At 56.6% G+C, this 5717-nt stretch carries 5 protein-coding genes; all 5 read right to left on the minus strand.

The annotated features are described in order from the left end of the window. The coding region (locus GX466_00770; protein NLH92746.1) for an efflux RND transporter permease subunit at window positions 1-1964 on the minus strand (1964 nt) is incomplete at its 3' end. A 10-nt stretch (window positions 1965-1974) separates the two neighbouring features. After that, complete coding sequence (locus GX466_00775) at window positions 1975-3000, minus strand: efflux RND transporter periplasmic adaptor subunit (protein ID NLH92747.1); 1026 nt, start codon at window positions 2998-3000, stop codon at window positions 1975-1977. Between the two features lie 11 nt (window positions 3001-3011). Beyond that, window positions 3012-4388, minus strand: a complete 1377-nt coding sequence (locus GX466_00780) for a TolC family protein (GenBank protein NLH92748.1) — start codon at window positions 4386-4388, stop codon at window positions 3012-3014. Next, a complete protein-coding gene (locus GX466_00785) occupies window positions 4385-5029 on the minus strand; it encodes a TetR/AcrR family transcriptional regulator (GenBank protein NLH92749.1) in 645 nt (214 codons plus the stop codon). Before GX466_00785 ends, GX466_00780 begins: the two co-directional genes overlap by 4 nt. Before the next feature lie 388 nt (window positions 5030-5417). Next, window positions 5418-5717, minus strand: a 300-nt coding sequence (locus GX466_00790) for a glutamate--tRNA ligase (protein ID NLH92750.1), incomplete at its 5' end; no start/stop codon positions are given.

A 5717-nucleotide genomic window follows, 5' to 3' on the forward strand; every position in this document is an offset into this window, starting at 1 on the left:
ACCTTGATCCGGGCGTTGGGGATGTCCGCCAGTTCCCTGGTTACGCGGTCCGCCAGTTGTTTTGAATTCAGCTTGCGGCGGTTTGGCTCCACCAGTTTGATGCTGCTGGAAGCCAGGTTGGTGCCTGTGTCCACGTAGCCAGCGGAACCGAGGTTTGTGATCACGTGGCTGATTTCGGGGTGTTTGCCCAGGCGCTCGTGGATGGTTTGCAGGGTCGAGGCGGTCTGGTCCAGGTTGGAGCCCTGGGGAAGCTCCACCTTCAGGGACATTGCCCCCTGGTCCATTTCCGGCATGAATTCCAGACCCACCACCGGAATCAGGGCAAAGCTGACCACCAGAACCGCCACGGTGATGATAATGATTCCCCGGCTGCGTTTTTTCGAGCTTAGCACGCGTCCGAGAAAGCGTTTGTACCAGGCGGAGAATCTATCGAACAGCTTGTCGAATTTGATGCCAAAGCGGTTTTGCGTGCTGCCTTCTTTAAGGATGCGGGAAGCAAGCATGGGCGTGACCGTGAAAGACGTGACGAGGGAAAAAATGGTGGCGAAGGTGACCGTGAGGGCGAATTCACGGAAAAACTGCCCCACAAGGGTGGTCATTGAGGCTATCGGAATGAACACCACGATGTTTGTGAGGGTGCTTGCCATCACGGCCAGGGCTATCTCTGAAGTGCCCTGCATGGCGGCATCGCGGCGGTTTTTGCCAAGTTCCTTGTAGCGGAAGATGTTTTCGATAACCACCACGGAGTTTGAAACCAGGACCCCAACCGAGCAGGAAATGCCGATGAGGGTGAGCAGGTTGAAGCTGTAGCCGGCAATCTGCATAAACATGAAGGTGGCGATGATGGAAATGGGCATGGACAGGCCCACGATGAGGGTGGAACGCCAGTCGTGGAGGAAAATCAGCAGCACCAGCGCTGTGAACAGGATTCCCAGCAGGATGTTCGAGAAAGTGTCGTCCACCGTTCCGCGTATGAAATCTGAATCGTCGCGAACGATGTCCAGGGAAGCACCCGCGGGCAGGTCAGCCTTGATTTCATCCATCATCTGCCTCACCTCTTTGGCAATGTTCACCACGTTGCCGTCGGGGGCGTTGGTAAGCGAGATGCGGACTATGTTGTCATGGATGGATTTGGCTTCCACGTTGTGGTAGATGGCCCGGCTGCGCACTTCCTCGGCGCCGTCTGTGATTTCGGCCAGGTCCCGCAGTTTTTTCATGCCGTAGGCCGTGGGTATGTCGGCGTCGGCGATTTTATCCAGGCTGGTGTATTGGCCTTTCAGCCGCACTGAGTATTCCTGCGAACCGCGTTTGAAGTTTCCCGCCGGCATGTCAATGTTCTGCGCGGCAAGGAGTTGCAGAAGCTGGGGCATCGATATCCTGTTTTCATGGACAATCCGGTCCTTGAGGGTCACCTCTATCTGGCGTTTGGCGCCTCCGGTAATGCTCACTTCACCAACTCCTGCAATCTGGCCGAAGCGGTCTTTCAGCTTGGTGTCTGCCAGTTCGTAGAGCTCCCGGCCGTCCATGTTTCCGCTCAATATGATGTCCATGAAGGGCACGGCGTTCATGTTCAGCTTCATCACTATAGGCTTTTCGATGGCGTCGGGGAGGTCGCGCTGGATGGCATCTATCTTGTCTTTGACTTCCTGGTTGGCGATATCCACATTTTTCTTCATTTTGAATGCCACCATGATGATGCTGGCGTTATCAAGCGAATAGGACTGGGTGTAATCGACCAGGCTGACGGTGGCGAGGGCGTCCTCTATCTTTTTGGTGACCTGGGTTTCCACTGTGGAAGGCCCCGCGCCGGGATAGACCGTTTGGATGACGATGAAGGGCAGATTGACCTCCGGCATCAGGTTCAGCGGCAGCGCGAACCAGGCCAGGACACCGAAAACCACGAAGACCAGCACGACCATGCTGATCAGCACGGGGCGTTTTACTGAGAGGTCGGAAAGAATCATGCCGCCTCCTCTATTTCACCACGCGGATGCGCGCGTTTTCCGAAAGCAGGTTGATTCCCTCTGTGATAAGCTGGTCACCGGGCTGGAGGCCCGATACCACTTCGAACTGGAGCTGGTTGTCCATTCCGGTTTCGATGGGGCGTTTGGCCGCTTTGCCGTTTTCATCCACCCACACGTATTTTTGTCCATTTTCGGTGACGATGTGTTCGCGGTTCACAACGATGGCGTCAGCCTGCGACTGGGTGTGCAGCCTGATTTCGGCAGTGGCGCCGTAGCTGATGCGCTGCCCCGCCGCCGGTAAACTCACTTCCACAGGCACCGCCTGGGTGTAGGGGTCCAGGGCGAGGGAGATTTTGCTTACCCGTCCCGTCAGTTCCATATCCCCGATGGTGGCGGTGGCAGAAGTTCCGATTTTGATGCTGCGCGCCACTTTGTCGGGAACGGTGAACTTGGCTTTGTAGCCGCCGGTTCCGGAAACGGCAAAGAGTATCTGGCCCGGATGGCTCATCTCGCCGGGATTCACAGCCAGGCTGGTCAGCACTCCGCTGATAGGTGAGGTGACGGTGATAAGCTGGCGGCTGGCTTCCAGATTGGCCTGGGCGAGCTTGAACTGGGTTTCCGCGTTGTCGAGGTCCTGCTGGGAAACAGCGCCTGCCGCCTGGAGGTTTTTAACCCGCTCATAGGCTTGCCGGGCGGCGTTATAGCCGGTGGAGGCCTGCTCGAATTGGGCGCTGGGCGTTGTTTTTGGGAAAGTGACAATCACCTGCCCGGCAGAGACTCTGTCGCCCACTTTGGCATGCACGCCCGCCACAACCTCTGCCAGCATCGACAGGCCGTAGGATTCGGAGCTGCCGCCCAGGGTGGCGTTATAGCTGAGGTCTTTGCTGAAGTTTTCCGCGGCGACGGTTTTCACGCGCACGGGGATTCCCTGTTCCTTATGCAGTTGTTCCATGCTCTTGCCGGCTTGGTCCTTGCCGCCGCATGCCGCCAATAGCAAAGCCAGGCAGCAGATCACGGTAATAATTGTTTGTTTCATGGTGTCTCCGTTCACAAAGTGGTTCCCAGTGATTTCTGAAGCATCCGGGTGGCGGATATCACTTCATAGATCGCCTGGTAATATTGCAGTTTGATGGCTGACAGGGTGGTCTGGGCGTCAAAGACCTCCAGTTGGATCCCCACCTGGTTTTCATAGCGGACCCGCGCCAGTTCCAGCCCCTGTTCTGCCAGGCGCATGTTTTCCTGCTGGACGCGGTAGTTTTCCTCGGCGTGGCGCAGATTGTTGTAGTTTTGGGTGATTTCAAGCCGGATCAGGGCGGCGGCATCCCGCTGCTGTATCCGGGAAAGCAGATAATCGTGATGGGCGGCCTTGACCTTGGCGCGGTTTGACATGCCGTCGAAAAGGGGGATGGAGATGCCGATCCCCACGCTGTAATTGGTGCCGAAATCATCGGCTTCGATGGCAAATTCGTCGGCGGCGGTGAAGAGGGAAGCGCTGGCTTGCAGGCCGAGTGTGGGCATATAGATCCCCTTCTCAGCTTTCCACATCAACTCTTTCAGCTCTGTGGCCAATCCCGCCATTTCCAGTTCTCCGCGGTTCGCCAGGCCTTGGGCAAGGGCTTGTTCCAGACTCAGGTCGATCCGTTCCGGCAGGGCGAATTCATCCTCGGGGACGGTGGTTTCCTGCTCGTCGCCGATTTGTTTGCGGAAGGCGGCCAGGGCCAGGTCTCGGTCGTTTTTGGCCTTCATTAGCTGGGGCTCCAGCTTTGCCTCTTCCAGTCTGGCCCGCAGGACATCGAATTCCGCCACGAAGCCTTCCTGGTTGAAAAGCTCAACCTGCGCGACGTGGCGCCGCAGAGTGGCCAGAGCTTCCTCCTGAACCTGCACCAGGCGGGTCGTGAGCAGGTAGCCGTAGAACATTTGGATGGTTTGCAGGGCCACGTCCTGTTCCTTCACCTTCAGGTTCAGGCGGCTGATGTCACGGTAGCGCTGGGTGGCCTTGTAACCGTTATGCAGCCTGCCTCCGGCGAAAATAACCTGCTCCAGCTTCAGTGAGGCCGCGAGCGAACCCTCGTCCATCGGTGAGCTGGGCAGAAGTGAATTGGCGATCCCGGAAACCGAAGCGGCCAGCATGTAGTCGTTGTCGCTGGCGGTGTAGGGATTGAGCAGTTGGGTGAGGTCGATGGGGTCGGACATGGCCGAGGAGGGCAAATACGTCCTCTGAAGGCTGTAAGCTCCGGCCAGGGTGAGTTTGGGGAAGAATCCGCCTTTCAGCTCAAGGTTGCTTTGCTCCGCCCGGTTGATTTCCTCCCTTGCCATCAGCAGCGTGCTGTTGCGCTGTCTGGCAAGCTCAAGGCTTTCCTCGAGGGTGATGCCGTTCAGGCAGACAGCCGCCAGAAGCAGCATGAAGATCAGATGTCTTTTCATGGTTTGGCTCCGTCGGAATTGCGGCGCGCCGAATCCTTCACCGACGGCTTGATGATGCCGTACAGCAGAAGCTGGACTATCAGTTCGTGGTCGCGTTCGATGCGCCTGATGATCTTGTCTTTTTCCTGGATGTCGATCCAGCTGTCGCCCAGCATGAACCAGTCGCTGATAAGCTCGCTGAAACGCTGGGAATCCACCCATTCATTGATTATCCCGGCGCTCCGGGCGTTATCCAGGATGCCGGCCAGCAGGGCCTTCATTTGGTTGCGGTAATTGTCGCGGTATTCATCCAGGTTTCCCAGATAATCTGTGGGCATTTGATGAATGGCTTCGATAAGGATGGGCATGTGTTTGAAAACGTAAATCATGGGCAGGCGCAGAAAGCAGGACAGCTTGTCCTCAAAACTGCTCGCGGAGGCTATCTCCTCGTCCAGCTTGGCGAAAAGTTCCTCCGCCTTGGCGCTGAAGGCGGCTATGAAGAGCTGTTCCTTGCAGGGGAAATAATAATAGATGGTGGCCTTGGCGATTCGCGCCCTTGCCGCCACCTCGTCGAGGGACGTTTTGTCGTATCCCCAGCGGGAGAAAAGCTCCGTTGCCGCTGTAAGTATGCGTTCTTTTTTATCCGGGACTGGATTCATCATCCACCTCTCTTTCCTTTGTTGGAGCGGAACCGGAAGACTTTCACCCGGTGGCTGTCCAACGTTTCGACCGAGTAATACCAGTCAGTCGAAAAGTCAAGTAAAATCTTTTGCTTTGTGAATCGGGATTGTGGATATTATTCCTCAGAGTGGCTGAAACGGTTTATTTAAAAGCGCTTTGGATATTGCCATCCGTGGTCGCGCCCTTAGCTCTATATAATCCGCCTCATGTTTGCCCCCCGGACAATGCCCGCTTGAAATGCGGGAATTCTGCGGGAGGCGTAGTGGAAGCGGACCGGAAACGGCTAATGGCCGGGGCAGGGAGAAGATTCGTCCAACCGGGTTTGTTTCCCCCGGCTCCGTGTGTATGGATATTAAGGAATGGCGTGTTTTAATCCCGTATCGCCACTGCCAGTCTTCTGTGGACTTCCTCCAAACCAAGGATGGCAAAGGTGGTGGGCAGGTCGGGACCATGCTGTTGGTGGATTAGGGCAAGGCGCAGCGGAGTGTAGTAAGCCTTGCCTTTCAGGCCAAGTTCGGCCATGCCGCTCTTCACGATGGCATCGAGGCTGGCGGCGTCAATTTCGCCATCAGGTGGAAGCTGGCTTTGGAACCAGCGCAGCACCCTGCGGGAATCTTCAGATTGGAGAAAGGCCCCGTCATCAGGACCCAGTTCTGCCGGGCAAAGGAA

The organism is Candidatus Cloacimonadota bacterium (assembly GCA_012516855.1).
GTDB lineage: Bacteria > Cloacimonadota > Cloacimonadia > Cloacimonadales > Cloacimonadaceae > Syntrophosphaera.